Raw genomic sequence first — 24,312 nt, 5'->3', positions numbered from 1 at the left:
GACGGCCGGGCGGTGTTGCACACCCCCATCCATCACGATTCGTATCCGTGCAAGTTCATTGGGTGACAATGCCAGGGGGGACTGACAGTCGCCCCGGTGACCGCCCGGTACTGCTGCCGGACGGTCACCGGCCGCTCCGCTCAGCCGCTTCGGTGGCCGGGCGCGGGCCGGGCAGCTGGGTGGCGTACTGCCGGGCCTGGAGGAGGTAGGCGGTGCGGTAGCTGCCCGCGCCCGCCTGGTCGACGCCGGCCGCCATCAGCTCCTCGTGCGTGCCCTGTTCGACGAGACGGCCGTCCTTGAGGACGTAGATGAGGTCGGCGGAGGCACTGGCGGCCAGGCGGTGGGTGATCAGCAGCACGGTCGCCCCCTGGCCGGCCAGGCGCCGCAGGTTGTCGAAGGCCCGCACCTCCGCGGCCGGGTCCAGCGCGCTGGTCGGCTCGTCGGCGATGACCAGGAACGGACGCCGGCCGCCGGCGTCGGCCGTGGTCGCGCGCAGGTAGGTGCGGGCCGTACCGATCCGCTGCCACTGCCCGCCGGAGAAGTCGACCCCGCCCTCGAAGCCCTTCGCCGCCAGCGTGTCCCATCCTCGGTCCTGTAACTGCAGCAGGGCCTCCATCCCGGCGAACTCGGCGGCCTCCGCGAGTGCGCGGGCGTCGTCGTGATGGCCGGGCCGGCCGGTGGTGACGACCGCCCGCAGCGTGAGAGGCCAGTGGAAGAAGTCCTGAGGGAGCAGGACGGTGGAGGCGAAGAGCTGCGCGCGGTCCGCTGTCGCGGTGTCGACGGCGTCCCAGCGGATGGTGCCGCTGTCGGGCTGGTACAGCCCGCACAGGAGCCGGGCCAAGGTGGACTTGCCGGCGCCGTTCTCCCCGACCAGGGCCACGATCCGGCCCGTCGGCACCGTCAGGGTGACTCTGTCGAGCGAGGGCGTGCTGCGGCCGGCGTAGGTGAACGAGACGTTCTCCACCTTGATGGCGTCGGGGCGCTCGGGCAGGTCGGTGCCGCCGGTGGGGATGGCCCGGGCGTCGGCCTCGGTGGTGAGGGTCTGCAGGTCCCCGACGTACAGTGCTTCCTCGAAGAGCGCGTTGACGCTGCTCAGGAGACCGCCGATGTCCGCGGCGCCGGTGCGCACCGCAACGACGGCGGTGCCCGCGGCGGCGAGCGCCAGGTGCCCGGTGGAGACCAGCAGGCCCAGCAGGCCGAAGGTCGCGGCGAAGGCGAGACCGGAGGCGGCCGAGGCGGCGATCCTGGTGCGTGCGGCGGCCGCGGCCAGGCGGGCCTGCTCCGCGTCCGAAGCGAGGGCCATCTGTTCGAAGTGGTGCAGCAGGAAGCCGCCGGCGGCGTGCACCCGGATCTCGGCGGCCGTGTAGGTCTGGGTGAGCAGCTGCGCGATGAGCTGGGAGGCCCGCAGGTGCTGGAGCCAGGCCATCACCGAGGTGCGCCGGCGCCTGGCCGTGATGGCCGCGCCCCATCCGCGGGGTGCCGCGATCAGCACGAGCAGTGGCAGCAGCAGCGGGGACAGGGTGAACAGCACGCCGCCGGTGGCGGCCATGGAGAGCACAGTGCTGAGGATGGAGACCGACTCGCTGGTCAGCCGGTGGACCGAGTTGATGCCGAAGCGGGCCGACTCCAGCAGGCGGTTGAATGTCGGGTCCTCCATCGCGGCCATCTCCACCCGCTGGGCCCGGTCCAGCAGGGTGACGGTCGCCGTGTGCTGGATCCGGGGGCTGAGCCGGTCCGCCCCCCCCGGAGGACACGGCCGCGAGCACGGCGGCCGCGGCCGCGGCGGCGCCGGCCACCAGTACGGCGGGCAGCACCGCACGGAGCGCACCGCGTGCGCCGGCGGAGGCGAACAGGTGTCCGAGGGTGGCGTTGACGGCGACCAGGGAGACCGCCGCCGCCACCGCGCGGCCGACCTCGGCGAGCACCACACCCACCAGGGCCGCCCGGTCGGCCCGCCAGGCGAGCACCCACGCCAGGCGCAGCATGCCGGGGATCTGCCGGGCCACCGTCCACAGGCCTGCCTGCGCGCTGGCGTCCTCGTGGCGCACGAACCCGCCGTCGTAGCGCATCGGTCCGCCGAACAGCAGTTGCTCGCTCGGGGACGACCCGCCGGCCGCCGCCGTCCCGCGTCGGGGCCGCTTCACGCCGCCCCTCCCGCCGTCCCGGGCCGAGCGGTGCGGGCCTCCGCCAGGGGCCGGCGCAGCGTCAGGTAGTGGGCGGCGGGGTCGAAGCCGAGCCGGTCGTACAGCGGCAGGCCCTCGGGGGTGGCGATCAGCTCGACCGAGGAACAGCCGCGCTCCTGGAGCGCGGTGACCAGGGCCCGGGTGACGGCCTCCGCCAGCCCCTGGCGGCGTTGGAGCGGATCCGTCACGACGGTGTGGACGCGGCCCCACAGGCCGCCGGGGTAGGCGGGGCCGTCGTAGCCCCGGTAGAGGATGCCGATCGCGCACGCCGCCAGGCTCCCGGCTTCGCCGTCGGCCACGAAGGCGAGCAGGTGCGGGTCGGTGCCGAGCCGGGCCCGCATGTCGGCCAGGAAGGTGTCGCGCCAGGCGTCGGTGGCGGGCCGGCCGGTCAGGACGTCCACCCGCAGTCGCAGCAGTTCCTCGGCGTCGTCGGAGGTGGCCGGGCGGACGGGGGCCGGTGGTGTCGGAGGGGCCGGCGCGGGGCTGCGTTCGGTGCCCACGGTGGGCGGGGCGGTCCCGGCGGCGGCGCGCTGCGCGGCGAGCAGGACGGCTGTGAGGGTGCCGGCCTCGGTGATCCGGCCGTCGCCGCACATCGCCACCGCCTCCTCCAGGGCGACCCAGCGCAGTTCCATGTCGGCCTCGCTCGCGTCCCGGTGGTGCCTGCCGATGCTCAGGTCCCTGGCGAGGTACAGGTGCTCGCGGGTGCGCGTGCCGGCGGGCATCCGCCACATCGTCGTCAGCAGCTCGACCTCGGCCGCACGGATGCCGGCCTCCTCGGCCAGTTCCCGGCGAGCGGCCGCCATCGGGTCCTCGCCGGGGAGGCATCCGCCACCGGGACACATCAGCAGCCGCTGGCCGCACACGTAGACGTTCTCCCACACCAGGGCGATCCGGCCCCGGTCGTCGAGGGCCACCACGCGCACGCCGTCGACGGACTCGGTGTACTCGTACGTCCCCAGGCTCCGGTCGGAGCGCCGGACCTCGTCGCGGCGCACCACCAGACTGACTCCCGTGTACTCGACGGTCGACGAGAGCGTGGTCCAGCCGTCGATCATGCCGACTCCTCCTTCCGGCCTTGCTGCGCCGGCGGGCGGCCCAGGGTCGCCCGGTGCGTGAGGTGAGTGCCAAGCAGCGCAGGGTCGTCCTCGGCGCCGGCGGGGGCGCCGTCCAGCCAGGTCATCAGCTGGAGGCCGAGGAGTCGGCTGTCCTCGGAGACGGTGGGGGCGGAGGTGAGACGGCTGTGGGTGAACCAGGTGAGCTGGTGGTCGGCCTGCCGCTCGGTGTCCGCGCCCGTGGTGTCGACGACGGCCAGGTAGATGTGGTCGACGTGGGTGTGTGGGGTGCTGGTGTGGCCGTCGGGGCTCGCGCCTCCCTCGCAGATCCACCACGGGGCGGGAACAGGGCGGTGGGGGAAACCGGTGGGGGTGGGTGCGGTGGGTCCGGGGATCAGGCGGGCCCTGAGGCCGGTCTCCTCCAGGACTTCGCGGACAGCGGCGTCGTGCACTCCCTCCCCGACCTCGCCGTGGCCGCCGGCAGGCATGTGGCTCTCGAGCCGGTCGTGCCAGATCAGTCCCACGCTCCACTGGCCCGCGTCACGGCGCAGGAGGAACGTGCTCGCGGTAACCTCCCGCACCGTGCTGTTTGCCGCCGTCTGTTGGTCGGTCACTGCATCACCTCGAGTTCTTTCGGACGTTGAGGGTCGGGTCCAGCTGGGTGCTTCGCTTGCTCGTCGTACGCGACCACCGGGTTTCCAGGGCGAGGAACCGGCCATCGGCCTGTCGGCGACCTGCTGACGCGCAGCGGTACCGGACGGCGAAACCGGTGCGCGCCGCACGGTCGGCCATGCGCTCGCCCGGTCGGGGTCTCGGGTTACGAGCCGGCGGTGTGCCGACCGCGGCGCGCCGCTTTCGCGCGAGGCGCCCTCGGGCCGGCCGAGTCCTTGGTCCCTTCCCCACTACGAAAAGGGGCCGCTGGTCGTGCGCCCTGGGGGCAAAGGCGCCTGCCGGCGGGGGCGCCGGCAGGCGCCTTCCGCCCGATCCGGCTGTGTCCCGCGGCCGTCGAGGAGCGCGGGTCACCGGCCGTCCCCCCGCTCGGGGTCGTCGAGCGAGGCGGTGGCGGTGTGGTCCAGGACCTCGACGTCGCCGTGGCGCAGAGCGCGGAACGCGGCTTCGATCCGGTTGCCGAGCACCGTGGGCAGCTGCGCGATCGCGTCCTTCGGGGCCAGCCATCGTGCGGCCCGTACCTCGCCGTCGGCGAACACCAGGCTGCGGGCCTGCGCGGCGTTCAGCACAGGTGCGTCGAAGACGTGGGCGGTGAGTGCGCGGCCGTGGCGGGTGAGCCGTGCCGGGAGGCTGTCCACGACCAGCAGCCGCCCGATGGGCACGTGCAGGCCGACTTCCTCCCCGATCTCACGGGCGGCGGCCTCGCTGGGTGTCTCCGTCGCCTCGACCATGCCACCCGTCTTATGAACAGTTCGCATGTCTCAGCGACCCTCCTGTCTCAGCGAATGACCTGGTGCGCAGGGCCGCCCAGACTCTGGCGGCGAAGGCGGTGGTGTCTCAGTCGGGGCGCAAGATTTTGCCGTTCCGTGATCGGCGGGGTGGCCTCCGCCGCGCCTGACCCGCACTCGGTCAGCCAAACGAGCGACGCTCCGACTCCGATCGGTTCGGTGACCTAGCCTTGGCTCATGACGGACATCGAGACAACGTTCAAGTCCCTTGACGGCACGGCTCTTTACGGAACACTCGCCCGATCCGGCGGCCCGACGTCTGGCGTGGCAGTACTGGTCCACGGCTCGGGAGTCACCCGCGAGGAGGGCGGCTTCTTCACCAGGCTGGCGGCCGACTTGGCAGTCACCGGTGTGCCGAACCTGCGCTTCGACCTGCGCGCGCACGGTGCGAGCGAGGGCAAGGAGTCCGAGCTGACGATCGCCTCGGTGGTGAACGATGTCCGCGCGGCATCCGATCACGTCCGAAGCGAGACGGGCTGGACGGGCCCGGTGCACGTGATCTCGGCGTCCTTCTCCGGCGGCGCCTGCGCGCTGCTCGCCGGCAACCGGCCGCAGGACGTCGACCGGCTGGTGCTGCTGAACCCCCGCCTGGACTACCGCGAGCGGTACACCACCTCGCGCCCCGGCTGGAGCGGCGACTACCTTTCGCCCGATGTGGCCCGGGAGCTGGACTCGCAGGGCTTCACCGAGCGCTCCCCGTTCGAGTTGGGCCGCGCACTGCTGAACGAGGTGCTGCTGTGGGATCTGCCGGCGGTGCTGGCCGCGGTCTCCGCTCCGGTGCTGATGGTGCACGGCACCGCGGACACCTTCGTGCCGGTGGAGCTGTCGCGCCGCTTCCGACCGCTGTTCGGCGGCGGGGCCGAACTGGTGGAGATCGAGGGTTCGCAGCACGGGTTCGCAGTCCACGAAGATCCCCAGTACCTGGATCCCCAGACGCAGGCATGGCAGCACGAGGTCATCAAACTGGTCAGCACCTTCGTGGCCGACTGACTGCCGAGGTAACGAGTCGCCCATTCAGGCCGCCAAGGTGGCGAGGCGCTGGTGGAGCTCCTGCACGGCGGGACGGTTGCGGTAGGTCTGCAACTGGGTCGCGGTGCGGTGAAGTTCCGCCAGGGCCTGGCCGAAGCGAGCGCCTGCGGCCAGGTTGAGGGCGAGAAGGGCCGCGGCTGCGGCTTCGTCTGGTTCGCCGACGGCGGCCAAGGATCCGGCGAGGTGCGCGGTGAAGAAGGCCCGGTCTCTGGGGGCGAAGGTGCCGGTGGCCAGGTGGTGCTGGAAGAGGTCGGCGGCGCGTCCGGGCTGGCCGGCTTCGCGGTAGCAGATGGCGGACTGCACCATGAGGCGCTCGGTGGTGTAGCTGTCGCCGAGCGGTCCGGTGCAGGTGGCAGGTCCGGTAACCGGGGCGGCCTGACCGAGTGCGTACTGGGCGCGCTCCAGGACGCGGTCGATCTCCCCGATGGGGGCGCCGGTCATGGCGAGCGCGCGGGCTTCCTGCTGGAGGGCTTCGGCGCGTGGGCGCGGCGGCAGGGTCCAGGGGCCGCCTGTGGCGGCGCGGGCGAGGTCGAGCATCCGGGCCGGGTCGCGGCGGTCGGTGGCTTGGGCCTGCCGCAGCAGGACGTAAGCGTGCATGGCGCCGTCGCCGGTCAACGTCGCCCCTTCCTTCGACTGCTGGTGCCAGTAGGCGGTGTCGCGGTCCGGGGCGCCGCCGTCCTTGTGGAGCCAAGCCGCGAGCTCCGCGCCGCGGGCGCCGAGGTTCAGCAGGCTGCGGCGGACCTCGGGGCGGGCCTCTCGGGCGGCGCCGTTGATCGCGGCCAGGACGCCCAAGGTGGCTGGCAGAGCCTGGTGGGGGCCTATGCGGCCGTCCGAGCGGGCGGCTTCGTCCAGGGCGCCGCTCAGGTGGGTGACCAACTCGTGGTCGCTGTAGCGGCCGGCGTCGCGCGCGGCGGCGGTGAGGTGTTCGAGGGCGTCCAGGTCGAACAGCGGGACCGAGGCGGCCAGGGCGCCGCCCAGGAACGTACGACGACGCACGTCGTCCTCCAACTCCAGTGGTTCGCCGGGTTCCGCCGTGCGCCGGCCGCTGGGGTGCGGGGGACGGATGAACCCGAGGTCTTCCAGGGGTAGGCCGAACAGGGCCGGCAGGACGCGGCGGGCATCGCGGTTGGGCCAGGTGGTGACCCCGGACTCCCACCGGCGGACCTGTCGGACCGAGATCCGGGCCTGCTCGTGCATCTGCTGGGCCTTGGCGTAGTAGGCCTCGGCGAAGTCTTGCTGGGTGTGCCATCCGCGCGCGATGCGGGCGGAGACCAACGTCTCGTTGGCTAGAGGATGTTGGGCCACGAGGTTCCCCCGACTTCCGATCTCCACGCTACCCATAAACGCGCACCGCAAGGAACAGGACACTACCCGTGACCGGATGTGTCCGGTGGTGTGTCCGCCGATCTGACCTCGACCTGATGCGTGATCAGCGGTGCACTGGTGGTAGCCGCCGCCGGGGCCGTGGCCGGACCTCCACTCTTCCGTCCCCGGCGGCGGCATCCACCCGCTTCGCCCTGGCTACCCCGCTGGGCGACGACCTTCGAGGGCGACGAACAGGGACGGCTCATGACCACCTTCACCAAGCGTTGGTTCCTGGCATCGACTCCAGCCTCTGTCGGCTATGCCCGACACCGGGCCGTCGACCAACTGCGCGCCTGGGGATACCAGTTCGACCAGGACGTGGCTGGGACGTTCGCCCTCCTGGTCAGCGAGGTGGTCACCAACGCCGTCCTCCACGGCAAGGGCGACCTGCTGACCGTCGCTCTGGTCGCCCGCGGACAGGAGGTCTTCGTCGAAGTCCTGGACGCCTCCAACGTCGCACCCAACCGCCGAGAGGCCGATCCGCAGGACGAAGGCGGCCGCGGCATGTTCCTGGTCGACGCCCTCGCCTCGACCTGGGGGATCCACCCCACCCCTCGGGGCAAGGCCGTATGGCTGACCTACGCTCTGCCCGAGCAGCCGGTCCCAGCCCGCGGACGCCGAAGAGCCGAGCTGCTCGCCTCGCTCATCCGCCGAGCCCGCCCGAGGATCTACGTCGGCACCAGCCCGGCTCCGTCCGCGCTTCCCTGAGCCGCGTACCGGATCGGACCAGATGCCGTCCGACGTTCGGCCGTGCCGATGCGGCCGTGCAGGCATCCGAGCCGCCGGCCTCTGCACACCCGTCCCACCCGTCCCGCTGCGTGCTCTGTCATCTCGCCCGCCCTCTGTTCAAGGGAGTGTCCATGCACGACTTGATCGCTTCTCCGTTCCTGGACGGCCACGTCGTCGTCCGGCCCGGCCGACGCGAGGGCCTGCGGATCGGCGCGGGCCGCTATCAGCAGCTCCTGGACGCTCCGCCGCAGGCCACGATGCCCGGTTGGCTCGCGGATGCGGCCCGCAACGCCTGGGGCGTGACCCTGGACGGGCGGCGGCTGCAGGGCGCGGTGCTGATCCGGAAGCCCGCCGAGCTCGGCTACGGCCGCGCGTCCTGGGAGATCAACAAGGGCTGCGACTACGACTGCGAGCACTGCTACCTAGGCCAGAAGAACTTCGAGGGCCTGGCCTGGGAGGACAAGATCAAGCTCCTGCACGTGGTGCGGGACTCCGGCGCCCTGTGGTTCCAGATCACCGGCGGCGAACCGCTGATCGACCGCTCCTTCCCGGCCGCCTACCAGTACGCGAGCGAGCTGGGGCTGATGCTGTCGATCGCCAGCAACGGCAGCCAGCTGTCCAAGCCGCGGATCCAGGAGGTGTTCGCCCGCAACCGCCCCTACCTGATCGCGGTCAGCGTCTACGGCGCCACCGCCGAGTCCTACGACGGCATGACCCGCAACCGGGGCGCCTTCGACCGGTTCATCAAGGGCCTGGAAGCCTCCAGGGACGCGGGCCTGCCGCTGAAGCTCAACATCGTGGTCTCCGAGCGCAACGCGGGCGAGATACCCGCGATGCAGGCACTGGCCGACCGGTACGGCTTCCCGCACCACGTGTTCACCACGATGAGCCCGACCATCGAGGGCGGCGGCGAGCGGATGGGCACCCAGGCCGCCGACTACGTCATGCCCCGCAAGCCGTTCCAGGGCTGCAACGCCGGGCACACCTTCTTCCACGCCGACCCCTGGGGGAAGGCGTCGATCTGCAAGGTCGGCCGCGATCCCCAGTTCGACCTCATCACCGACGGAGTCGATGGCCTGCGCCAGCTGGGCGACGTCGCCGACTCCCTCCAGCTTCGCACCGGCGGATGCTCCGGCTGCACGCTGTCCGGCACCTGCTTCACCTGCCGGCCGCTGGCCAAGCTCTACCAGGAGGCGAAGGCCCCGCTCAACACCTACTGCCAGCACGGAGGGAGGTAATCCCATGTCGGTAGCCCTTACGCTCACCGAGCGGCCCCTGGAGGACGAGGAGGTCGTGTACGTCGGCGACCTGGACGACGTCCTGGAGGTCGTCATGTGCTCCTGTTCGTCGAGTGATTCCCAGCCGTACTAGCACGCCCGGTGGTGCCCCGGCCCCGGCCGGGGCACCACCACACCGCCTCCCTGGAGTCCCGCTGTGTCGATGACCCGCCTCTCTTGGCACCACCTGCCGCCGGCCGCCCGCGCCGCCGTTCAGGAGCGCACCGGCCCGTTCCTGACCGCTGCCGACGTGTCCACCGGGGCGAACTCCGGCATCGCGGTGAAAGCCCTGGCTGCCTCCGGTGAGGTGTTCATCAAGGGCATCCCCGTTGACCACCGCCAGGTGAAGACGCAGCTGCGCGAGGCCGCCGTCAACCCCTACCTGCCCAAGTCCTGCCCGCAGGTGCTGTGGCACGTGCAGGCCGGAGGTTGGGACCTGCTCGGCTTCGAGGTGATCGAGGGCCCCGTCGCCGACTTCTCACCCGGCAGTCCCGACCTGCCCTTGGTCGTCGACGCACTGGCCGAGCTCGCCCGCACCCCATGCCCGGACATCCCGCTGCTGAGCTTCACACAGCGGTACGAGTCATACAGCGACACCCCGGAGCTGTTCGCCGGAGACGCGCTCCTGCACACCGACATGGCTCCGCACAACGTCCTGATCGACCACATCGCTCACCTGATCGACTGGGCCTGGCCCACCCGCGGGCCGGCCTGGGCCGACCCCGCCGTGTGGGCCGTCCGCCTGATCGACGCCGGACACACCCCCCAGCAGGCCGAGCAGTGGGCATCACTCCTGCCGGCGTTCCAGGGGGCCGACCCCGGCGTGCTGCTGGCCTTCGCGGAGGCCAACGCCCGCCACTGGCAGGAAGTCCACGCCCACGAACCCGCCTCCGCGTGGAAGCGGCAGATGGCCGCTTCAGCTATCGCCTGGCGCGACCACCGACGCCACCCTGCCGAGTGATCGGCACACCGATGGACCCGGCCCTGATCACTTGCCTCTTGGGCGAGATCACCGATTCGACCGGCTGCGCGGCGCCGACCCGCCTTCCGCTACGCGTCTGGTCGATGTCCGGGGTCGAACGACTGACCCACGCCGACGGCAGCACCGCGATTCTGAAGTACGCGCGCGGGCCGTTCACCCGTGAGGACCGGATTCTGCGATCCGCCGCACTGGCCGGTGTCCCGGTACCGCGCGTACTCGGGTCGGCTCAGGGCGGCGGACTGCTCGTCATGGTGCTCGAAGACCTGGGCGACCCGCTACGCGAGGCCGACGACGGCGAGGCTGCAACCGCCGCCGCGGTCCTGCACGCCGCCGTCCCGCCGCCCTGGCTTCCGACGCTGGACCAGAGCGCCTTGGCAGCCCTTCCCGGCAACGCCCTGGACCACCTCCAGCGGCTGCAAGCCGTCGGCCGGTGGACGGAGGGAACCGACGACCTCACCGGATACCTGCGCGCTCTCGACGGGGCTGCGGACGAGCGTGCGGCCGACGCACACGCCGCCCCCTTCGGCTGGGTCCACTCCGAGTACCACTCCTCCAGCCTGCACATCGGCCCACTCGGCCCGCGGCTGCTGGACTTCGCTCATTCCTTCGTCGGCCCCGGCCTCCTCGACCTCGCCGCCTGGCAGGGACTCGCCAAGGCCCAACCGCCTGATCCGGCCCGCCTGCGCGCACTCATCGGCGCCTACATCGCCGCGGGCGGCCACCCGGACGCGCTCGCGCGCCGCGGTGGTCTCTCCCCGGAGCGGTGGGCGCTGGGCTGGCACCGGGTCTGGGCGGTCGAGTGGTTCCTCGAACAAGCTCGCACTTGGATCAACGACCCTGCCAAGGACCCGGGCTCCGTCAAGGTCGTCCGGCGTCATCTGGCAGCGGCGGTTGACCTGCTCGCGGCATGACCGCCTCCGGCCTGTCGCCCGGGCAGGGCGAGTCCCGGCTGGGCACCATCAACCGTCGTGACTGCGATCCCTGGCCGCGTCAGCGGCCCGGGAAGAGCTGTTGCCGCAGATAGGCACCGGCCCTCTCCTCGTCCTTGCCGCAGGCCAGTGCCAGGTATGTGCCGGCCAGGGAGGCAAGGGCCGAGATGACGCCGGCCTGGTAGTCGGGTGGCAGCGCCTCGATCTCATCCAGGAGGGCATCCGCGTCCTTGCTGAGAGCGGTCAGCACGAGTTCCTGGGCAGTCCGGCCGTTCTCCCCGGCGTCGATCAGAAAGCTCGCCAGCATGGTCGGGTCAGGGTCAGTCATAGGCGGCATCCTCCCACCGGAGGCGCGAGGAGCGCAGGCCCTTGCGAAGGTCGTCCGGGTCCAGCCCGGGCGCCAGTGCGTTCTGTGGTCGGCGCTCCTCTCCCGAAGAGACAGCTCACTCCTTCCACGGGCCGCGGGCTGGCAGGACAGCCACCTGACCCTGGGCCTTCCTGTTGAGCTTCACCTTCAGCTCGCGGTTCTCGTGGTAGAGGTTCGCGGTGACCGTGGCCAGAGCGTCGAGCTTGCGCTGCAGCTCTGTGGCTTGTTCGTTGGCCGTGCGGAGCCGCCGCTTGAGGAAGGCGATCGTTTCGTCGCGCTGGACTTCTCCTGGTGTCCGCAGTACCGGTCGGGCGACGTGGGCGTCCCACTCGGCCAGGACGTTCTCGGCGCGGTGGACCGTGGCGTGACTGACCTGGGCTTCGCGGGCGAGGTTCTCCTTGGTCAGCGCCCCGTCGGTGTGCAGGGGTTCCCCGGCGAGCAACCGGGCCATGGCGTCGCGGAGCTTTGTCTCGGTCGGGGCGGAGACCGGCATCAGGTGCTTCCCTTGAGCTTGTCGAAGTGCGTGTTCGTCGAGCGGACCTCGGCGAGTCGGGCAAGGGCCTGCTCGCGCAGCGGCTTGGAGAGCTTCATCTTCAGGAACTTCACGAGGTCGATCTCCTCCATCCGCCAGATCCGTTCGTTGGACAACGTGAGTACGGAGTTGCGGCAGCGCGACGGCTGGCAAGCCCCCAGGAGCGGTGCCTGGCCGCGCTGTTCCTCCGGCAGCTGGTTCTGGCACTCGGCGGTCGGCGCGTTCCACATGCAGTGGTTGACCGTGCCCAGGTGCAGGTCGGCGAACTCGTCGCGCAGCAGGGTGATCTCCAGACGTTCGTCGGCGACCTGGGCCCGGAGCTCCGCGCTCTGCTCGATAACGGCGTTCACCCTGTCCAGCCCGGCATGGAACCGGGCCGCGCCGGGGCCGACCGCGACGATCTGACCGCCCCGGCGGGCCTTGAGGAGGTGGGTGAGCTTGTGGGCGGCTGCCGTCTGCAGCTGGGTGTCGAACTCCTTGGCCCACTTCGCGTCCACCTTGCCGTACGCGAGTGTGGTGGTGTTCGCCATGGCCCGCCGGGCCGCGTGCTTGAGCTGGATGCCGAGCCCGATCTCGCCGTCGGGCTCCTGAGCCGCGATGATCGACATGGTCTTGCGGAACATGTGCGGCCTCACCGTGGCCGCCGGGATCTCCTCGAGGCCGGTCAGGTCCCTGGTGGCGTTCACCGTTGCGATGAAGACGTCGATGTCGCTTGCCGCCTTGATGCCGACGGAATCGGCCGAACGTGCGCCCGGGTCGCCGACGCCGATGAGCGGGGCGAACAGGTACTCCTCGTGCCAGGAGAGCCGTTCTGCCACCGCGATGGCCTGGGCGACGCATTCGATGATCCACCAGTGGGCGCGGGGACGGGACGAGTCCTTCTTCACTTTCCGCGAGGCCAGGGCCGGTGCCCCGTAGTGCTGCGTGAGCGCACCGCGGCGGATTTCCTGGATCTCGGAATCTCTCATCAGGCTCAAGGCCGCGACGAATATGTAGCAGGCCGCCCTGATCATCCGCAGCTGCGAAGCGGCTTCGGCGGCTTGGACGTACCGACGTGCGGGGTCAGTCGCCGCCTGGAGGATCCAGCCCCGGCGACGCTGACCGCCGGCAGTCTGGCCGATCAGATTGCGCATCCCGCCGGCGTTCCCGTAGATGGACCGCTCCAATGCCCGCCAGACCGGTTCTCCGGGGGTGCCGCGGGAGGTCTTCGGCTTCGGGGCGTGCACGGGAATGAGGTGGGCGGGATCCTCGAGCCAGGCCAGCACCACGGCGTCCACGGATTCCGCGCTGCGGTACGGGGCAGTGGTGACGGTGTGGTCGTCCTTGACGCCGTAACGCGGATGCACGGGGTAGGTGCGGCCCGGTTCCTGGGCCGCCTGGATGACCTTCTCCCGGCGCAAGGTTCCCCGGGCCCCGGCCCTGCTGTGGCGGGTCAGGTCGAAGATGTTCTCGCTCCGCCCGCTGGTGACTGCGCGGCTGACCGCGGTCCACAGGGGCATGCCCTTCGTGTTGAGCCGAGCGTCACGGTCACTGACCGGGATGGAGTTGGCCGGGTCGGCGAGCCAGTCGTCCAAGAGGGCAGTGATCTGGCCGGGCCGCAGTATGGCCCGCACGGGTGTCGTGTCGCGGAGTTCGGCTTCACGGTCGCGCTGGTCCAAGATGGCCGGCGCGAACCGGTTGATGTAGGCCCACGCGGCGCGAAGGAGCGGCCACCAGACTTCGGGGTCGATCGACTCGGTCGCCAGATCATCGGAGCGTTCGACGTTCGCCACCTGCATGGCCGACTGCCCGGGCCACGGATCCTGTACCGCACTGGTGCCGGTCAGTACCGGGCTGAAACGGATCACGTGACGCACCGCCAGCACCGAGGTCTGCAGGTTCGACGAACCGACCGACGTTGAGCGGTGGTCGATGAAAGCCTGCCAGTCCCCGTCGGTCCAATCGCCTAGGTCCTCGGGCATGTTCTGGTCCACGGCCCACTTCGCGAGCAGACGCAGGGCCTGGGATCGGGTGACGGCGGTGGCGACAGACCACTTGCGCTGCCCGAGGAAGATCCCCGCGTCACGCAGGCGCCGATGGGTTGGGTGGAGCAGGCAGAACAGCACTTCACGGATCCGCAGATTCCACAGCACGTCAGGGGGCAGGACCAACTTCCACTCTCCGCGGGCGCGGTTCGCCGGCCGGCGGACGCAATCCGCGGGCCAGCTCTCGATCCGCCCGAAGCGCGGCCCCTCGACACCGGGGATTTGGCCCGGCACATCGGAGAAGACCAGTTCGTCGTCGGCGAAGGCCGCCGAGACCAGCCCGTTGACGGGCTCGGGGGTCGTCATCGGTCGTACTCCGTTCGCATGCCCAGAGGCAGGTTCAGGCGGATGCCCAGGTCCGTGATCTGCTGGCGCGCTGCGGGGATCAGATCGGCGCATTCCTCGAACACCTGGTTCATCGCACGCATCTGCCGTCCCCAGACGGCGTCCCAGGCCATGGGCGGCATCGCCAGCCGCATCCGCTTGGCGTGGTCGGCCAGCAGGAGCTGCTGCGGCAGCTGAGACACGAAGATCACCGCGTTGCCGCAGAGCATGCACATCGCCGGCGCGACGTGGCACAGCTTCCCCGGTGTGCTGTGCGGGGAGTCGTACGGGTTCTTGCAGTTGCTCACGCCCATGTCGAGTTCGCCGTCGCGCAGCGCGGCCCCCTGCTCAGGCGTGATTCCCAGGGCATCGGCCACTTCAGGTTCGGCCAGTCGGGGCTCCGCATCCGGCGGCACCAGGACCGGTCGGCCGGAGAGCTTGTCGAACACGCGCTGCTGGGCGCGGTTGATCGCGTTTGCTCCCAGGACATGAGCGGTCGTGCCGTGGGCGTAGTGCGTCTGGAAGACCTGGATGCTGTGGTCGTCGCCGGCCAGGTCGGTCAGCGTGCCCGCCCAGCGCCACGACGCGGGTGGTCTTTGCGGTCTTCCGCAGCCGTCGGATCTCGTGCGGCTTGGAGATCTCCAGCGGGCGTCCCTCAGAATCGCTGTGCGCGGCGATCCAGTTGGTGAACCTGCGGCCGAGCGAGGTGAAGTCGGCGAAGCCGGCCGTCATCGTGGTCTTGTTCTCCCCGGGCTCGACGGCCGTGAACAGCCACGGTTCACCCGCGAAGACCTCACGGGTCATCGCGGTCGCGCGGACCAGGCGGCGCAGCAGCCCGGGGACGTCCCACTCGCCACGGCCTTCGAACACCAAGTCCTGCGGGTCCTCAGAGGCGGGTTCAGAGACGTGGAAGTCGGCGCGAATGCGCTCGGCCCGGTTCTTGGTCTGGACGACCCGCACGCCCTCGCTGCTGAAGTCGAGATCCGGGACATGCAGGGCATGCAGTTCCTCGGAGGTGCAGTCGAGCATGGCCAGCAACAGCAGAACTCGGAAGCCCTGGAGGTCCAGCTCCCGCGGGAACAGCAGCGACGAGACCCCGCGCATGAGTCCGAACACTCCCACCGACCCGTCGGCCTCGCGCGTCTCCTGTAGTGGCGCCGGCCAGGTCCCGGCTCCGCCCCGAAGCTTCCGCGTCAGCTGTGGTGTGGTCAGGACCTGATGCCGGGCCGCCCACACCAGGTTGGGCAGCGATCTCCAGCCGTGCTCGCGCGGGTCGCGGCCCTCGGCGAGGAGATCCCGGCCCCGGGCCAGTCGTGCCTCCAGCGCGCGGATATCCCCCTGAGCAGCGGCCTTGAGGGCGATCCGCTCGGCGTTGGAGAACTCGTCCAGCGGTTGCCCGGTCGCCTTGCGGATCGTGGTCGGAGCGGCGGCGCGCTTGCGGAGCTTGTCCGGAACCCCCTGGTCGCGCTCCGCCCGGTGGTACAGAACGAGCAGCAGCGAGTTGGCCAGACCCCACGGCGTCCTGGACTGCTCCGGATACTCGGCCAGGAGGTAGTTCTCCCAGGCGTAGAAGACCTCCGTCAGGTCGATCGCCGAGCCGTCCAGACGGGCGTCGGCGGGATCCAGACCTGCTGCGAGCAGGTGTGTCCCGGTGAACTTCACGAACGAGCGGATCGCCTGGGCATGGAGGGTGCTCTTCTTCAGCGCGGCCTTGTGGTGGTAGTCCATCCACGAGTCGGCGAGCTGAGCCGCCAGGGTCGGGCAGGTGTACTTGGACGGGTCGATGCGAAGAGTGACTTGCCGGTGCCGGTCCATGTACGGCAGCTCTCGGACGCCGATCCGGGCTTCCTCCGTTGGCGCCGGCCGACGGGCCGGGATCTCGCTGACGCGCACGCGTCGTTCGCCTCGGCGGGGCATCAGGCCCCCCACCTTCCGGCCTCGCGCGCGGCGAGGTCTGCGTAGGTGCGGTCCTGCTCCGTCCAGTTTCTGACGGCCTGCGCGACCAGCAGGTTCGACTTCCTCCGATAGGTCAGGTATCGCATCGTTGATCCAGGATTTCGGTGTCCCAGCAGCCGCATGACGGTCAGGAAGGGGTTGCGGGACATGTGGTCGGCGGCATAGGCGGGCCTGCGGCCAGTGAGGCGGAACTGCTCGGCATCCCTGGCAGCGACCAGCTCGGTGAGCTGCTCCAGCATGAAAATGGCGTACGTGTGGCGGAGGTCATGGATCCGGACCTGGTTCGGCATCTCCAGCGGAACGCCGTACTCGGTGGCTATCCGCAGCGTCCGTGCATGGGCGTCGTCGAAGACCTGTTCCCATCGCTGGCTGCTGATCATCCGCCCGTGGCGTCCGACGAACAGGGCCATCGGCTCCAGGCCGTGTTCGCCTTCGACGACGGTGATTCGCCTCAGCGGGGCCTTCATCGTCTTGACGCTGTAGGTTCGCCGACGGCCCTCCAGGATGCCGCTGACTTTCATCTTCCGCAGGTCGACGTTGTCGACGACGAACAGGTCGGCGCGATGCCGGTAGAGGGTCTTGGCGGATTTGCGGATGGCGCGGGCGCGCTCGGTTCGCCGGTACCAGTCCAGGTCGCGCAGCATCGCGTCCTGGACTTCGACGATCCGGTGCAGCCCGAACTTCGCGATGGCCTCCAGCTCGACTTCCTTGGCCGAGCCGTCACGACGCGCCGGGCCGACCTCGATGTCGAACAGGGTGCTGAACTCCCGCAATCGCATGCCGGTTGTGACCGAGAGGTTGCCGCCGCAGCTGTCGCGTAGGGCGTGGTCCGAGCGGAACGAAGGGTCGGCGCTGCCATCGGGCAACAGCCCGCGTAGTCCGATGCGGTCGAGGAACCACCACTGCTCGAAGGTCAGGTGGCGCACGTCGAGAGCAGTGGTCGTGCCCCAACTGAGGATGTCACGGCCGTTCTTGCGCCTCAGGTACGGACGCTGTGCCAGCAGGCCGGTGGCCGTCGCCCAGTCGTAGAAGTTGTTGATCGTGGCCCGGCGGCGCTTCCAGGTCGCCGGGCCAACTGGCACATCACGGTGCTCGGTGCAGTCGTCGCGATACGCGACCAGGTCGTCCTCGGTAGCTGCCAGCAGATCGCTCGGCGGGTCGAGCCGCCCGAGGAAGTCGTCGAGATCCAGGAGGTCGTAGGTGTAGTCCTGCATGGACTTCGCTTGAAGGGTCTTGGCGAGTTCCCGGAAGAACGAGCAGTGGGGCTCCAAGGGCCGCATGTCCGGACGCAAGAAGAACGGAGTTCCGTCCTTCAGCGCCCCGGGCCGCGTCACGTAGCCCCAGGCGTCCAGGTCGAGTCCCGGCACCGATTCGTAGTCCCGGCGGACACCGGTGCGGGAAGTGAAGAAGTAGTCCACGGCATCCTCGAAGAGACAGTGAGATGGCCATGAACCTAACGGACCAGCAGCTCGTCATCGCATGCCCGTCAGATAGCCTGAGACACCCTTGGACACTTGCAATAACCGGGCAGCTCGAGGTGCGTCTTGTAGGAGGGCTCCAGGACCAGCACCCGGCCGTCCTCGTCGCGGACGAGTACGGTCGCCGCGGTCAGCGGGCCGGCCAGCAGCCGGTAGTGGTCTCGTGGCGCCACCCGCACCGGCTCACCGTCGCGCAGCACCGCGGTGTGAGCCCCCCGCTCGGCGCCGAGCGCCGCGCGCAACCGGGCTGCCACGTCGGGGGCCAGCAGCTCGAGGGCCTGGTCGTCGCTCACCCACCGGGCCTCGCGGATCTCCTTCTCCTGGAGCACCAGCCCCACCGGGTCGGTGTCGAGGTGCGCGGCGAACACGAAGGCCAGCACCGAGCGGCCCCACCGGCCGGCCGGGACCGAGTCGAGGACCAGCAGCCTGCCCACCTCGGCGTCGATGCCGAGTTCCTCGGCCAGCTCGCGGGACAAGGCCTGGTTCGGCAGTTCGTCCTCCAACAGTCCGCCCGGCAGATCCCACCCGTCCTTGTAGACCGGGTCGACGATCAGCACCCGACCCGCGCCGTCGCGCAGCACGGCGTCCGCGCTCGCCACCGGCGCGGCATGTGCCGCGAGGTAGCGGGCCAGTCCAGGATTGGCTGGGCCCGGGTCGTGCGGTCCGCCGGTGCTGTCCTGCTCGGTGTCGGCCATCGCAGTCTCCTTGTCACACGTATTCGGGCAACGTCGGTCGGGGTCATGGAGCGGGCGCCCCACCGGGGGCGGAGGCGCCCGGCGCCTTCGAGGGGCGGGATTCGGCGGGCGGCAGTCCGTTCAGCGGACGATGTAGGCGGGAAGGCCGGTGCGCACGGCCTCCAGGACGGTCAGGGTCAGCTGCGCCCGCTGTGGGCCGACCGCGCCGGGCAGCTGGCCGGCGGTCAGGACGACCACCTCGGTGTGCTCGGCCGTGTCGAGGCGGATCGCGGCGACCTGCTCTGCGGTCAGTCGGCCGCCGAAGAATGTGAAGCCGATCTTCAGGGGCCAGCCTCCGCGGGGCTGCTCGACCACGGTGGCGAGGAGCGGGTGGCGTGCCGGGTCCGGCGGTAGGAGGATGCCGGTCTCCTCCCAGCACTCGCGCACCGCGGTGTGCAGCGGGCTGGGGTCGGTGAACTCGACGTCGCCGCCGGGGTACTGGAGTCCCTTCGCCGGGTCGGTGGCGCGCAGCAGGACGGCGTCCCCGTCGGTGGTGGTGAAGAAGAGGGAGCCCCACATCGGGGCGGCGGGGATGGTGGGCAGGTAGCCGGGCAGCGGCAGATGGCCGGGCTGGGTCGGTGGAGGGGTGGTGTGTCGGCGGATCATGGTCTGTTCGTGGGGTGCGATCGGTGCGGGCAGGTCGGCGGGGGCGGCCCAGAGGTGACGGTCGTGCTCGGCGGACAGGAGAACGGTCCCGGGACGGTCGAGGCAGGCGGCGATCGTGTACTCGCGCGTACGCCGGCTCCGGGTGTTCGTGTAGTCGTCGTGGCCGAGGTAGGCGGTGACGCGGGCGCCGGTGAGCCCGCTCTCCTCGCCGAGCTCGCGCAGCGCTGCCCGGACGACGTCCTCGCCGTCCTCGATGCCGCCTCCGGGTAGCTCCCACAGTCCGCTCTGCAGGACGCCCGGTGCCCGCCGCACCAGCAGGATCCGGCCGGCCGGGTCGGTGAGCAGGACACTGGCAGAGGTCCGCTCGACGCCGTCCGCCCGGGCCTGGGCCAGCGGGTCGAACGGGTGAGAACCGGCGGTCATCGGGCGCTCCAGGTCAGTGGTGACGACAGGATCGGCCGTTCGGGCGAGCGCGTGGTCGAAGACCTCGCGGTGCTCGACCGTGAAGGCGAACTCGCGACGGCTCCAGGCGATTCGCTCGGTGATGACCTCGGCCGTAGCAGGTGCGGACTCCGGCCCGGCCATGATCTCGGACCAGAAGCGGACATTGCGCGCCTGCTGTTCGAGGATGGCGTCCACCAGGGCATGGCGCTCCGGTCCGTGGAGGCGGTACGAGTCGGCGAGGATCCGTAGCTGGTCCGCCTGCCTTCCGACCGGGACAGTTTGTTTGGCCGGGGCAATGCACCAGGTCCAGGCCATGTAGCCGAGGTCCTCCAGGGGCGATCCCGGGGCCGCGGTGTCCCAGTCGATGAAGGCGGTCGGCATGCCGTCCACCCACACGGCGTTGTTCGGGCCGGGGTCGTGGTGGCAGACCACCTGAAAGCGGCCCGCGAGAGAGCTTCCTCGCGTCGCGTCGTGCATGGAACGCAGCAAGGCGCCAGCCGCGGCGATCTGCTCGTCCTCCCACACCCGGAAGCGCTCCGGAACCTGGCCGGGGAGATAGCTGAGCACGTCGTTCCCGGCCGTCCGGCCGAGGTACCGCGGGGCGCCGGTGAATCCCTGCTTCTCGAACAGCCCGAGGAGGGCGGCGACGAACTCCGAGGAGTCCGATACCGGCCTGTGGACGGAATTGCCGACACGGACGACGCTCTGAGTCATCCGCCCGCCGGTCAGCGGGACGCCGTTGGGCCCATCGGTCACTCCAGCCACCCCTGTCTAGACGATGTGGAATGTGGTGGCCGGAGATCGTCGGCCGTTGACCTGCAGGGCGAGTCGGTACTGCCCTGGCGTGATCACGAAGTTCGTGGTCGAGCGGAGCTTGTGCTCCTTCGAAAGGCTCAGCGGGCCGGCGCACCTCGCGGTGCGCTTGGCGAGCTGGTGGAACTTCTCCTGCTCCCCGCCGCCGGGAGTGGTTCGGGTGACGACGTACATGACGTGGACCGGGGTGTCGGCGGGGACGGTGAGTTCGGCGGTGAAGGCGAGGACGTCGTCGACACGGAACTCACGGTGCTCGAGGCGCAGCGGGCCCACGGTGACGGGGGCGTCGATGTCGTAGCCGAGGAAGGCGTAGGCCGGTGGCCATCCGTCCTTGAGCTGGGTCTTCAGGGCGTTGCGCGCGATGAAGTCGAGGTTCTTCGTGGCCGCCCGGCCTTCGGCTCGCCAGCGGGCCAGGGTGGTCAGGACGAGGTCGCGGTCGGTGCGGGCGATGTCGCGCAGGTGGTTGGCGACCGACGTCGTCACGAAGCGGTGCTCGTCGGGGTGAAGGGCGTCGAGGAGGGGGACGGTGGCGCCGGTGGGCAGGCCGACGGCGATCGACCAGGGCAGATTGGGCCGGGTCGACTCGCTGGCGAGCCGCCTGACGCGGTAGTCCGGATCGGCGGCCCACTCGGTGGCCTTGGCCATCGTCTCGTCGGGGAAGTCCCGCAGGAAGTACCGGACGGCGTCCTCGGCGGAGAAGTACCGGGTGAAGGTTCGAAGGGCGGCCAGGGCCTGATCCAGGTGCGCCGGGTCGCGGTGGTAGGCGGCGACGTAGGCGGAGTGCGGTGAGTAGACGTGCAGGCCGAAGTCGTTGGTCAGCCCGGCCGCCTCGGGGCTGGCCGGCAGGGAGCGCACCAGACACGCTAGGGCGTCCGGGCCGGTGATCGGGAGGTGATCGTGGAGGCCGCGGGCGGTGCGGGCGATCCGCGCCTTGAGTTCCAGGTGCGGCAGGTCCTGGATCACGCCGGCGGCGAAGGCCTGGGCGTCGAAGCGGGGGGCGACGGCCTGGACCTCCCTGCCGATCCGGGCGACCCGTTCGGGATTCAACGCCAGGTCTTTCAGGGGAACTTGGGAACTCACCTGGCCACCCTAGTGTCGGAGGAGCGCCGTCCGGGCCGGCTTGGCGGGGATTCCCCCGTCGGGAGGACTCGGCGGCGTGGCGGCTGGCGGAACGGCGGCGGTTGCCAGCAGCAGCTGGCGACGGGGCGGATGGGGGACAGAGGCGACGTCCCGGTACTCGTATCGACACCCTGCCCTGCCGCCGTCGGCCGGGCCAGAGGCCCAGGGGCTCATGTCGGGGGTCGTTCAGTTCGGCCTACCACTACACGGCGGCCGATCTCAAATCCGTTCATATACGGGCTAGTTGCCCTGATGCGCGCCGCTTCCTCTCGGAGATGACCCCCGATATGAGCCGGTGCGCACCTGGACTGCCCAGTGGGAGAGATGTGACGGTGAGAGCGGGGCTGACGAGCGCCGCGCTCCACCCCGCCTCCCTCCTCATTTCCCCGGGCCCTTTGCTTCGTCCGCTGTGCACCGCGGTGATCCGAGCCTGCGCCCCCGTCCTTCGCGTTGAGAGCGAGCCCTGTCGTGACCGCTTCACACTTGCCCCGGCGGCGCCTGATCGGCGGGTGGGACGAGCACCCCCTCGGTGTGGGTTGCCGGCCCATCGGTGGGCCGGCAACCAACGTGGGCCGCGCCGCAGGATGGGCTGCCGTGGACGACGATTGCGCGGTCGACGGTCTCCTGCGCGCTCCTGAAGGAGCGACCGTCTTCGACTCCTCGGACGTCTACGGTCTGGGGCACTCCCAGCGGCTGCTGGGTCGCATGCTCGCCCAGGTGCCCCGTGCAAGCGTCCGCATCACCAGCACGGTCGGGGCCTTCAGGGGCACTAGCGTCAACGCCTACCGCTCCCTGGTCCTGCACGGGCAGGTGGAGCAGAGCCTTGAGAACCTCGGTGCGGAATCGCTGGATGTTCTGACACTGCACTACACCGACTTCGGCCCTCGCGATCAGTACCTCGAGGAAGCGCGGGAGACGCTGGGGGCCTTGCGTGACCTCGGCAGGGTCAAGGCGCTCGGGATGAGGGCGCCGAAACGGCTGGCGGCAGGGGCCGGGACTGCGGGCACTCGCTACCAGGTGGCCACGGCCCGGTTCGCTTTCCTCGTCAAGCAGTTGCGCCCCCAGGTCGTCACCGTCCCGTTCAGTCCCCTGAGCCAGCCACCGCCTGAACACGGGGCCGGCGGCCGCGAAGAAGACGAGGACATCTTCAGCTTCGCCCGTCGCCACGGCGTCGCCACCACGATCACCCGGCCTCTGGGGCTGGGCCTGCTCACCGGCAAGCACCGTCCGGGCGCGGCTTTCGGCCCCGGGGACGTCCGCTCCAGCCTTGCCGCGCCGGTCCTGGAGGCCGTCCAGCGAGGCCTGCAGCCGCTGCGGGACCGGTTCGGATCCACGCCGAACGACCTCGCCCGACTCGCCCTCCTGTACTGCCTCCGACGCTGCCCGGACTCGATCGTCCTGACGGGCTTCACCAGTGCGCAGCAGGTGGCTCTGAACTACCAGGGCCTCAAGACCGAGCTGAGCGATCCGGACTACGAGTTCGTCGACGCCGCGTACGCGGCGATGCGGGCCGACCTGGAGGAGATCGGCCAGACACCCGCTTCCGCGAGACGGCGTCCGTGCCGTGCCTCCCCGGAGCAGGTCAGCCTACCCACGTCCCCGAGGAGCGATGACGCGCCGTGCTCGCCGCAGACCCCATGAACCCAGACAGCACCGACTGGATGACCTACGCCATCGGCCTTGCACAAGAGGCTCCGCCATCGGGCCGGCGGGTCGGCGCCGCGCTCGTCTCCGAGAACGGCCGGTTGGTCTGCTCCGTCTTCGAGGGCGAAGTGCCCGGCGCGTCCTGGTCCCGCATTCTGCGGCGCAAGGTTCAAGAACTCGGAGTGTCCAGCGCGCACAGCGTCTATCTGACGATCAACACCCTGTCGCAGGCCGGATCGTTCGACCTGGCCGAGCTCCTGGCGGACGTGCGGATCGACAGGGTGTACATCGGTCTGCCGGACCCCTCGCTGACGAGTTACCTCAGCGGCGATCCCGTCACCGAGCGAGGCCACGTGCTGCGCTTCCCCGACGAACTCCAGCGCCAGATCCTGGAGCAGAACCGAGCCCTCTACGCAGCGAGCGGGCAGAGTATCGAGTGCAACCCCCACTACTCCACCCACCGCATCAGTGAAACCGTCGTCGCCACGCTGTTGTCCATGGGGTTCGCCCTAACAAAGGACGACGTCAACGCGCACCGGGGGAGGACGGCTCTCGCCTCTCTCATCTCCCAAAGGTACGGAACGGGGGACAAGGAGGCGGATCGCGCAGTGGGCGACGCGCTGGCCGCCGCGTTCGACGCGAAGTACGGCGCCTACGATTACGCGTTCGACGCCCGCACCGCCAACGCGGGGTGGGCCGAGGACTTCATGGTGGTGTACAGGAGGACGTCCACACAGCCCCTGTCCGCTCTCGGCATCCTCAACGTCGGCGTCGGAGCCGGCCAGGAGGCCACGGCCCTGTTCTCCGACTGCCCGCGAATCACCTTCGCCGACATCGCGGAAAGGGGCCTCGCAAACATAAGCGGACGCATTCCCCATTCGAGAACCGTCGTCACCGGCGCCGAGGACCTTTCCGCCCTGTCGGATGGAATTTTCGATCTCTATGTGTCCTTGAGGACGTACAACTCGTCATTCTTCGACACGTCCGCAGCGGCCCGTGAAGCGCGCAGAGTAATGAAGCCCGGTGCCGTGATTATCGTCTCCGTGGCCAACGGGTTTCTGTATACTCAACGGGGCTGCGTCGTGCCGGGGCTGATCATTCCCGGAACTGAATTCGTCGATCTCTACCGTGGAATGGAAACGGCGAACCTGATCGGCGCGGACCTCGAGTGCGCTGGATTCAAAGACGTTCGAATGCTCCCCACGAGTACCGAGATCTACCTGTCGGCGGTCGCCGTCTGACGCCTTCACCCGCCCCGTCGGCCGCGG

The 24,312-nt window shown here is 70.3% G+C and carries 23 protein-coding genes; 9 read left to right on the top strand and 14 right to left on the bottom strand.

The genetic code is table 11. The features are described from left to right. Nucleotides 1-124: 124 nt before the first annotated feature. Entirely contained in the window at nucleotides 125-1,657 is a 1,533-nt protein-coding gene (locus PUR61_RS16465) for an ABC transporter ATP-binding protein (RefSeq protein WP_329879599.1), read from the bottom strand. Between the two features lie 206 nt (nucleotides 1,658-1,863). On the opposite strand from PUR61_RS16465, the gene PUR61_RS16460 reads away from it, so the two are divergent. Further along, nucleotides 1,864-2,064: a hypothetical protein gene (locus PUR61_RS16460; RefSeq protein ID WP_329879598.1), complete on the top strand. Its 201-nt coding sequence runs from the start codon at nucleotides 1,864-1,866 to the stop codon at nucleotides 2,062-2,064. 76 nt (nucleotides 2,065-2,140) lie between these two features. Here PUR61_RS16460 and PUR61_RS16455 read toward each other — a convergent pair whose 3' ends face one another. The 3 genes from PUR61_RS16455 to PUR61_RS16445 form a co-directional block, all read right to left on the bottom strand. Beyond that, nucleotides 2,141-3,238, bottom strand: a complete 1,098-nt coding sequence (locus PUR61_RS16455) for a GNAT family N-acetyltransferase (RefSeq protein ID WP_329879597.1) — start codon at nucleotides 3,236-3,238, stop codon at nucleotides 2,141-2,143. Then, nucleotides 3,235-3,849: an NUDIX domain-containing protein gene (locus PUR61_RS16450; protein ID WP_329879596.1), complete on the bottom strand. Its 615-nt coding sequence runs from the start codon at nucleotides 3,847-3,849 to the stop codon at nucleotides 3,235-3,237. The genes PUR61_RS16455 and PUR61_RS16450 overlap by 4 nt, the downstream gene beginning before the upstream one ends. A gap of 405 nt (nucleotides 3,850-4,254) precedes the next feature. Then, nucleotides 4,255-4,662, bottom strand: a complete 408-nt coding sequence (locus PUR61_RS16445; protein ID WP_329879595.1) for an NUDIX hydrolase — start codon at nucleotides 4,660-4,662, stop codon at nucleotides 4,255-4,257. A 207-nt stretch (nucleotides 4,663-4,869) separates the two neighbouring features. Here PUR61_RS16445 and PUR61_RS16440 point away from each other — a divergent pair, with 207 nt between their 5' ends. Then, a complete protein-coding gene (locus tag PUR61_RS16440; RefSeq protein ID WP_329879594.1) occupies nucleotides 4,870-5,682 on the top strand; it encodes an alpha/beta hydrolase in 813 nt (270 codons plus the stop codon). 24 nt (nucleotides 5,683-5,706) lie between these two features. Here PUR61_RS16440 and PUR61_RS16435 read toward each other — a convergent pair whose 3' ends face one another. Continuing rightward, nucleotides 5,707-7,053: a helix-turn-helix domain-containing protein gene (locus tag PUR61_RS16435; protein ID WP_329879593.1), complete on the bottom strand. Its 1,347-nt coding sequence runs from the start codon at nucleotides 7,051-7,053 to the stop codon at nucleotides 5,707-5,709. 237 nt (nucleotides 7,054-7,290) lie between these two features. Here PUR61_RS16435 and PUR61_RS16430 point away from each other — a divergent pair, with 237 nt between their 5' ends. The 5 genes from PUR61_RS16430 (at nucleotide 7,291) to PUR61_RS16410 (ending at nucleotide 10,985) form a co-directional block, all read left to right on the top strand. Beyond that, nucleotides 7,291-7,794 carry an ATP-binding protein gene (locus PUR61_RS16430; RefSeq protein WP_329879592.1) on the top strand — a complete coding sequence of 168 codons (504 nt, stop codon included), beginning with the start codon at nucleotides 7,291-7,293 and terminating at the stop codon, nucleotides 7,792-7,794. Between the two features lie 152 nt (nucleotides 7,795-7,946). Continuing rightward, the gene (locus tag PUR61_RS16425) at nucleotides 7,947-9,053 is read left to right on the top strand and encodes a radical SAM protein (protein ID WP_329879591.1); all 1,107 of its coding nucleotides are present in this window, start codon (nucleotides 7,947-7,949) and stop codon (nucleotides 9,051-9,053) included. Between the two features lie 4 nt (nucleotides 9,054-9,057). Next, nucleotides 9,058-9,186 carry a hypothetical protein gene (locus PUR61_RS16420; RefSeq protein WP_329879590.1) on the top strand — a complete coding sequence of 43 codons (129 nt, stop codon included), beginning with the start codon at nucleotides 9,058-9,060 and terminating at the stop codon, nucleotides 9,184-9,186. Nucleotides 9,187-9,255: 69 nt separating this feature from the next. Further along, nucleotides 9,256-10,053, top strand: a complete 798-nt coding sequence (locus PUR61_RS16415; RefSeq protein WP_329879589.1) for an aminoglycoside phosphotransferase — start codon at nucleotides 9,256-9,258, stop codon at nucleotides 10,051-10,053. A gap of 11 nt (nucleotides 10,054-10,064) precedes the next feature. Continuing rightward, nucleotides 10,065-10,985, top strand: coding sequence for a phosphotransferase family protein (locus PUR61_RS16410; RefSeq protein ID WP_443035181.1), 921 nt, complete (start codon nucleotides 10,065-10,067; stop codon nucleotides 10,983-10,985). 79 nt (nucleotides 10,986-11,064) lie between these two features. Here the strand turns inward: PUR61_RS16410 and PUR61_RS16405 are convergent, their stop codons facing one another. The 9 genes from PUR61_RS16405 to PUR61_RS16365 form a co-directional block, all read right to left on the bottom strand. Then, nucleotides 11,065-11,331, bottom strand: coding sequence for a hypothetical protein (locus tag PUR61_RS16405; RefSeq protein WP_329879587.1), 267 nt, complete (start codon nucleotides 11,329-11,331; stop codon nucleotides 11,065-11,067). 115 nt (nucleotides 11,332-11,446) lie between these two features. Next, nucleotides 11,447-11,863 carry a hypothetical protein gene (locus tag PUR61_RS16400; protein WP_329879586.1) on the bottom strand — a complete coding sequence of 139 codons (417 nt, stop codon included), beginning with the start codon at nucleotides 11,861-11,863 and terminating at the stop codon, nucleotides 11,447-11,449. Beyond that, a complete protein-coding gene (locus PUR61_RS16395; RefSeq protein WP_329879585.1) occupies nucleotides 11,863-14,232 on the bottom strand; it encodes a hypothetical protein in 2,370 nt (789 codons plus the stop codon). The genes PUR61_RS16400 and PUR61_RS16395 overlap by 1 nt, the downstream gene beginning before the upstream one ends. Further along, nucleotides 14,229-14,699 (bottom strand): hypothetical protein, encoded by a 471-nt coding sequence (locus PUR61_RS16390; RefSeq protein WP_329879584.1) that lies wholly within the window; start codon nucleotides 14,697-14,699, stop codon nucleotides 14,229-14,231. The genes PUR61_RS16395 and PUR61_RS16390 overlap by 4 nt, the downstream gene beginning before the upstream one ends. Continuing rightward, the gene (locus PUR61_RS16385) at nucleotides 14,629-16,167 is read right to left on the bottom strand and encodes a hypothetical protein (RefSeq protein WP_329879583.1); all 1,539 of its coding nucleotides are present in this window, start codon (nucleotides 16,165-16,167) and stop codon (nucleotides 14,629-14,631) included. Before PUR61_RS16385 ends, PUR61_RS16390 begins: the two co-directional genes overlap by 71 nt. Continuing rightward, nucleotides 16,167-17,624: a site-specific integrase gene (locus tag PUR61_RS16380; RefSeq protein ID WP_329879582.1), complete on the bottom strand. Its 1,458-nt coding sequence runs from the start codon at nucleotides 17,622-17,624 to the stop codon at nucleotides 16,167-16,169. The genes PUR61_RS16385 and PUR61_RS16380 overlap by 1 nt, the downstream gene beginning before the upstream one ends. A gap of 68 nt (nucleotides 17,625-17,692) precedes the next feature. After that, nucleotides 17,693-18,379, bottom strand: coding sequence for an NUDIX hydrolase (locus tag PUR61_RS16375; RefSeq protein ID WP_329879581.1), 687 nt, complete (start codon nucleotides 18,377-18,379; stop codon nucleotides 17,693-17,695). A 120-nt stretch (nucleotides 18,380-18,499) separates the two neighbouring features. Then, complete coding sequence (locus PUR61_RS16370) at nucleotides 18,500-20,224, bottom strand: NUDIX domain-containing protein (RefSeq protein WP_329879580.1); 1,725 nt, start codon at nucleotides 20,222-20,224, stop codon at nucleotides 18,500-18,502. Nucleotides 20,225-20,239: 15 nt separating this feature from the next. Then, nucleotides 20,240-21,361: a DNA alkylation repair protein gene (locus PUR61_RS16365; RefSeq protein WP_329879579.1), complete on the bottom strand. Its 1,122-nt coding sequence runs from the start codon at nucleotides 21,359-21,361 to the stop codon at nucleotides 20,240-20,242. Between the two features lie 633 nt (nucleotides 21,362-21,994). Here PUR61_RS16365 and PUR61_RS16360 point away from each other — a divergent pair. Continuing rightward, nucleotides 21,995-23,041 (top strand): aldo/keto reductase, encoded by a 1,047-nt coding sequence (locus PUR61_RS16360; protein ID WP_329879578.1) that lies wholly within the window; start codon nucleotides 21,995-21,997, stop codon nucleotides 23,039-23,041. Then, nucleotides 23,020-24,285 carry a methyltransferase domain-containing protein gene (locus PUR61_RS16355; protein WP_329879577.1) on the top strand — a complete coding sequence of 422 codons (1,266 nt, stop codon included), beginning with the start codon at nucleotides 23,020-23,022 and terminating at the stop codon, nucleotides 24,283-24,285. Before PUR61_RS16360 ends, PUR61_RS16355 begins: the two co-directional genes overlap by 22 nt. Nucleotides 24,286-24,312 lie beyond the last annotated feature (27 nt).

The sequence above is a fragment of the Streptomyces sp. BE20 genome, assembly GCF_036322525.1.
Classification (GTDB): Bacteria; Actinomycetota; Actinomycetes; order Streptomycetales; family Streptomycetaceae; genus Kitasatospora.
Note: the sequence above shows the minus strand (reverse complement) of the source record. Positions and strands in the feature narration are given on the sequence as shown.

Coding starts and splice junctions, on each gene's coding strand:
- PUR61_RS16465 (WP_329879599.1), bottom strand. CDS start 1,657: ATGGAGGACCCGACATTCAACCGCCTGCTGGAGTCGGCCCGCTTCGGC.
- PUR61_RS16455 (WP_329879597.1), bottom strand. CDS start 3,238: ATGATCGACGGCTGGACCACGCTCTCGTCGACCGTCGAGTACACGGGA.
- PUR61_RS16445 (WP_329879595.1), bottom strand. CDS start 4,662: ATGCGAACTGTTCATAAGACGGGTGGCATGGTCGAGGCGACGGAGACA.
- PUR61_RS16440 (WP_329879594.1), top strand. CDS start 4,870: ATGACGGACATCGAGACAACGTTCAAGTCCCTTGACGGCACGGCTCTT.
- PUR61_RS16430 (WP_329879592.1), top strand. CDS start 7,291: ATGACCACCTTCACCAAGCGTTGGTTCCTGGCATCGACTCCAGCCTCT.
- PUR61_RS16425 (WP_329879591.1), top strand. CDS start 7,947: ATGCACGACTTGATCGCTTCTCCGTTCCTGGACGGCCACGTCGTCGTC.
- PUR61_RS16420 (WP_329879590.1), top strand. CDS start 9,058: ATGTCGGTAGCCCTTACGCTCACCGAGCGGCCCCTGGAGGACGAGGAG.
- PUR61_RS16415 (WP_329879589.1), top strand. CDS start 9,256: ATGACCCGCCTCTCTTGGCACCACCTGCCGCCGGCCGCCCGCGCCGCC.
- PUR61_RS16410 (WP_443035181.1), top strand. CDS start 10,065: ATGGACCCGGCCCTGATCACTTGCCTCTTGGGCGAGATCACCGATTCG.
- PUR61_RS16405 (WP_329879587.1), bottom strand. CDS start 11,331: ATGACTGACCCTGACCCGACCATGCTGGCGAGCTTTCTGATCGACGCC.
- PUR61_RS16400 (WP_329879586.1), bottom strand. CDS start 11,863: ATGCCGGTCTCCGCCCCGACCGAGACAAAGCTCCGCGACGCCATGGCC.
- PUR61_RS16395 (WP_329879585.1), bottom strand. CDS start 14,232: ATGACGACCCCCGAGCCCGTCAACGGGCTGGTCTCGGCGGCCTTCGCC.
- PUR61_RS16385 (WP_329879583.1), bottom strand. CDS start 16,167: ATGCCCCGCCGAGGCGAACGACGCGTGCGCGTCAGCGAGATCCCGGCC.
- PUR61_RS16375 (WP_329879581.1), bottom strand. CDS start 18,379: ATGGCCGACACCGAGCAGGACAGCACCGGCGGACCGCACGACCCGGGC.